Raw genomic sequence first — 430 nt, forward strand, 5'->3', positions numbered from 1 at the left:
CTGTGAGTTGTACGGATAGTCGCCCTTCTGGATCAGATAGTTGTTCGCCGGCGCGTACTCCGGATGTGGCGCATACGCGGTCGACGGATACCCCCTCGCGAAGTCCGTCCTCGCCGGCCCGTTGCGCCAGTTCTCCACGAGCCGCCATCGCGGATTGCTCGCTCCCGCTCCCAGCAGCATCCCCCACGCGCTGCCCAACGCCCTCTCCTTCTCGCCCAGTCCCCCTTCCACGCCCCACCCACCCACCACCACCCCACCCCCACACCCCCCACACACACTCGTCAGTAGTTGACTCCACAAGCTCACCCCTCCAACCCGCGCAGTGCGATCAGTGCGCAGCGACATGCATCGCCCTCAGCCTCCGCTCACTGCGCCCGCTTGTCAACACTGCGCTACTCGCCACCGGCATGCTTCGCGCGCATCCTCCCCA

At 66.5% G+C, this 430-nt stretch carries 1 pseudogene; it reads right to left on the minus strand.

What is annotated here, in order from left to right:
* Positions 1 to 198, minus strand: a pseudogene (locus A6V37_RS21630) (choline dehydrogenase); the annotation flags it as partial.
* Between the last annotated feature and the right edge of the window lie 232 nt (positions 199 to 430).

The sequence above is a fragment of the Paraburkholderia ginsengiterrae genome (genome assembly GCF_001645125.1).
Taxonomy (GTDB): Bacteria; Pseudomonadota; Gammaproteobacteria; order Burkholderiales; family Burkholderiaceae; genus Paraburkholderia; species Paraburkholderia ginsengiterrae.